We start from the raw sequence: 3,893 nt of genomic DNA on the forward strand, positions 1-3,893 counted from the left end.
TCCAGGGCCCGTCCATAGAGCTCCGGCCGGGCCATGGCGATCCCGAGAAGGTCATTGGGCTTGACCGCTTGACCCGCGAGCCAGGCGCGGCTGCCGAAAGCGGTCACGGCCGGCGTCTTGTCGTTGTAGCCATGCTGGGAGAAGATATTGCCCCCGCTGAGGCCGAGATGCGGTTGGGTCGGCTTGTCGAACAGCCCGTAGATGCTCACCGTCGGGTGAGACATGAAATGTCGCCCGACCCGGCCGCTTCCATTGGCCAAGCCATCCGGATGGGCGCCGGTTGCCGAAAGCAGCAACAAGCGACTGTTCCAGATCGTGTGGCAAGCGAGGATCACGATCTCGGCGGGCTGGAAGCGTTGCCGGTTATCGGCATCGCGATACTCGACCCCTTTGGCCCGCCGGCCCGAGGGGTCGGTCACCACTCTGGTGACCTGGGCCCGGTGCTCGAGCCGCGCGCCGGCCCCTAGGGCCTTCGGCCATTGGAGCACGAGCGGGTTGGCGAGGGCGCCAATGGGACACCCGGCATCGCACCAGCCATCCAGAATGCACGGCCGACGATCCTCATAGCGGCGGCTATTGATGGCGAGCGAATTGGGAGCAATCGGTATCTCGAGCGCATCGAAGCCGATCTTGATGGCTCGCGATTGCGGAAGCTCGGCGAGCGGGGGCATCGGGTACGGATCGGCGGGCGGCGACCACGGTTCTTGGGTGAGATCGCCGCAGATACCGAAGTAGCGCTGGGCCCGGTCGTAGTACGGCCTGAGCTCGTCATAGTCGATGGGCCAGTCGAGACCTCTTCCGTAGAGCGTTCGTTCCTTGAAATCGTCGGGGTGGAACCGATACCAATTGGCATACCAATGCAGTCCGGCGCCTCCGGTGCCCCATCCCATCGAGAAGTTGAAAGCGGGAAGGAAGTTGCCCTCGCCGACCACGGGAGGGCCACCCCACTTGAGTCGGCGCGCCCAAATCTGTGAGCTCACCATGTCTTGGAGCTCACGCTTGGGACCCGCCTCGAGCGTCAGTACATGGAATCCGGCCGTGGAGAGCTCGGCGGCCAGCGTGCTACCGGCAATGCCCGAGCCGACAACCACCACCTCGACCGGCTCGTTGTCAGATGGCTGCATCGTCTCGAGACGAAGTTACCAGGGTGGGCGGGGACGGATATGAGGGAGGTAGGGGACCCCGAGTCTTCGAAATCCTTCGGCGGTCCCGTAAACCACATCGACGGCGTCGCTCCTCGAAACGAGATAGAAGAAGAAAGGGTTGGGATCGGTCCAGGCCTCGGTCGAAGACGTCGCCGCGGCCTCGACGATCGCCGAACGCTCTTTCGAAGAGATCCGGAGAAAGGACCTCCCGTAACGGGAGTGGCTCTCCAAATCGATCCCGGCGAGGCCGTTCCGATAGAAGTCGACGAACGGCGGGTTCTGCAGCACGCGAAGCAGCAGCAGGGATTCTTCGAAGGGCTCGGCCAGGTACTTGTCGACGAAACTGGCAACTCGTGCATCGGCCGCGCCCGGAGCCAGCTCGTCGCACCAGGCGCCGAAGAGCTCGGCCTCGAGCTCTTCGAAAACCCGCAGGCGATCGGGCGCCCGTCCCTGGGCGGCACCAAGACCTGCCGCGCTCAAGCAACCCAGGCTGGCAAACCCCAGCGCGCCCGAGGCCAACCGCTCGAGAAACGCTCGACGATCCGTCGACCCGGTCGGGGTATCCTCGTCCACCCGTGCCGAAGATCGTCCAGGCTCCGATGAGGCGGAGCGAGCACGCGGTTCCGGACGGGAATTCTTTGGCCGCCTCACGTCTCTCACTTGGGAGGTCCGGTGTGAAGCCTAACGTATGTCCCACAGGTCCTCAACTCACGCGGGCTCTTCTGTCACCGTCTCCGGGAATCTCCTCGAGGCGCGCGCGGCGTCTCGTTGCACTTGACGGTTTGGGGGCCGGAGCTCATACTGCGCCGTCTTTTGACTCATACTTTCTTTGGGAGGGAATCATGAAGAGGCTAGGGTTTGTTTTCGTTGCCATGGCGATCGTCAGCCTTCTGCTGCCCGCCGGTGCTTTCGCTCAGGACGACGCCAACCAGATCATCTTCGCCATCTATTACCGTTGCAATCAGGCGAAGGAGGTGCGCGCCGACGAGATTTACCGTCAAATCGTCGCTCCCGTTGCCCAGAAGCATGTCGATCTGGGGCATTTGACCACCTCGTTGTGGCTGTCGCACAACCAGGGAGGCCCCTGGCGCCGCATCTGGGCGGTATTGGGCACGGATATGAATCAGATGATGGACGTGCGGGCGGCGATCGTCGAAGAGTTGGGGAGCAAGAATGCCGCGGAGATGAACGAACTTCAGGAGGCTTGCTCGAGTCACGACGACTACATTTGGACCGGGATCGCGGTCTCGCCGACAACCAGCGCCGGTGCCGTTGGCAATGCGTCGATCTCTACCTACCACTCTTGCGACATGTCTCGAGAGGCGCGTGCCGACGAGATCTTTTCCCAGGTCCTCGCACCGCTGTACAAAAAACACACAGACATGGGGCACCTGACGAGCTGGGGCTACTACAGCCACCGCATGGGCGGGATGTACCGGCGTCTCGAGACGCTGAGCGGCGCCGACCACAAGACGCTCCTCTCCATGCAGAACGCCATCTATCAGGAGGCCTTTGAGAACAACGCTTTGGCCATGGCCGAGTTCCGTTCGATCTGTTCCGGGCACTCCGACTACATGTGGGAGAACGCATCTCAGCCATAGGACGGTTCGCTCAAGGAAGCTGCGAAATCCAGTCGCCGCTCTCGAGCCACTGGACCTGCAGCAGCTCGACCATTCCCGCCTCTTTGTAGGCCTCGATGTAGTTCTCGAGCAGGCTCTGCAGCGGCAGTTCGGTCGCCCGAACCGCGATCCCGATGGGCTCGACGGTGAACGGCGCCGAGATCGTCATGAGGTTCCTGTCGGGGTAACGAAGGACGGCAACATTGCAGGCCGGCATGTCGGCGACGAGGGCATCGACCTCGTCGTAGATCACCATCTGGATTCCCTGGTCGTAGGTTTCTACGGTGACGAGCTTCGCGATCGGCAGATGCTTTTCGGCAAACGCCTGGCTCGTCGAGTTTCTGAGTGTGGCGATGCTGAGACCGGCCTGGTTGATGTCTTCGGTACGAGTGACTTCCGCTAGAGCCGGGTCGTTGGTGAGAAGCGACTTGCCCGACATCAGGTAGGGCCCGACGAACACCGCCTCCAGGCTGCGCTCGGCGGTAATGGCCATACCCGACATCACGATATCGACTTCGCCTGCTTTCAACGCCGGCAACAGGTCGGGAAAGGGTTTGGTCACGTACTCGACGAAAACCCCCATCGACTGAGCCATCATTCTCACCAGGTCGACTTCGAAGCCGATGAGCTCGCCCGAACGACTCTTCACGTTGAACGGCGCCTGATCGCCTGACATTCCCACGCGGATCTTCCCCGTCTCGACGATGCGCTCGAGAACCGGGTATTCCTGTCCCTGGGTGGAGACGGCCGCGCCCTGTATCAAGAACAGGGCCGTGAAAAACACGAATCCAGATCGCCATCGCATCTCCCGGACGTTTCCTTTCTCGTTCATAGCGTTTTGTTGAGGAGTCGGCCCTGCTTCAGGGGTTCGAGGCATTCCGAAACGGTTCACCGTGCGCCGCCGCCCGGCTTCACGGGTCGAACGTCCTCTTCCGGGCTGCGGCGTGTAGCCCGGCGGAGGCCGTGAGCACGCCCTCCGAGTCGAACAAAACCGGGCCGAACCGATCCAATCTCAGAGTCGATGCGGTCGTTCCACGCTTCCTCGCTTCGCCCTTCGCGCTTTCCATGGATGTTTGACTCTAATGCCTTCGCATACGGAAATGCTAATGCGTCGAAGACCCTTGGCTGT

At 62.0% G+C, this 3,893-nt stretch carries 5 protein-coding genes; 1 reads left to right on the plus strand and 4 read right to left on the minus strand.

Going from position 1 to position 3,893, the window contains the following annotated elements:
* Positions 1-1,124: GMC family oxidoreductase (locus VEK15_02385; protein HXV59514.1), on the minus strand; the 1,124-nt coding region annotated here is incomplete at its 3' end.
* A gap of 15 nt (positions 1,125-1,139) precedes the next feature.
* Positions 1,140-1,718: a gluconate 2-dehydrogenase subunit 3 family protein gene (locus VEK15_02390; protein ID HXV59515.1), complete on the minus strand. Its 579-nt coding sequence runs from the start codon at positions 1,716-1,718 to the stop codon at positions 1,140-1,142.
* 269 nt (positions 1,719-1,987) lie between these two features.
* Between VEK15_02390 and VEK15_02395 the strand changes: the two genes are divergently transcribed.
* A complete protein-coding gene (locus VEK15_02395; GenBank protein HXV59516.1) occupies positions 1,988-2,746 on the plus strand; it encodes a hypothetical protein in 759 nt (252 codons plus the stop codon).
* Positions 2,747-2,756: 10 nt separating this feature from the next.
* On the opposite strand, the gene VEK15_02400 is transcribed toward VEK15_02395, so the two are convergent.
* Together VEK15_02400 and VEK15_02405 are read right to left on the minus strand one after the other, a co-directional pair.
* The gene (locus VEK15_02400; GenBank protein HXV59517.1) at positions 2,757-3,596 is read right to left on the minus strand and encodes a transporter substrate-binding domain-containing protein; all 840 of its coding nucleotides are present in this window, start codon (positions 3,594-3,596) and stop codon (positions 2,757-2,759) included.
* 79 nt (positions 3,597-3,675) lie between these two features.
* On the minus strand, positions 3,676-3,831 hold the full coding sequence (locus VEK15_02405) for a hypothetical protein (protein ID HXV59518.1): 156 nt from the start codon (positions 3,829-3,831) through the stop codon (positions 3,676-3,678).
* Positions 3,832-3,893: the final 62 nt, after the last annotated feature.

It is taken from the genome of Vicinamibacteria bacterium, from assembly GCA_035620555.1.
Lineage (GTDB): Bacteria > Acidobacteriota > Vicinamibacteria > Marinacidobacterales > SMYC01 > DASPGQ01.

Excerpts from the sequence above, each read along its gene's own strand:
- VEK15_02395 (HXV59516.1), top strand. The coding sequence starts at position 1,988 with ATGAAGAGGCTAGGGTTTGTTTTCGTTGCCATGGCGATCGTCAGCCTT.
- VEK15_02400 (HXV59517.1), bottom strand. The coding sequence starts at position 3,596 with ATGAACGAGAAAGGAAACGTCCGGGAGATGCGATGGCGATCTGGATTC.
- VEK15_02405 (HXV59518.1), bottom strand. The coding sequence starts at position 3,831 with ATGGAAAGCGCGAAGGGCGAAGCGAGGAAGCGTGGAACGACCGCATCG.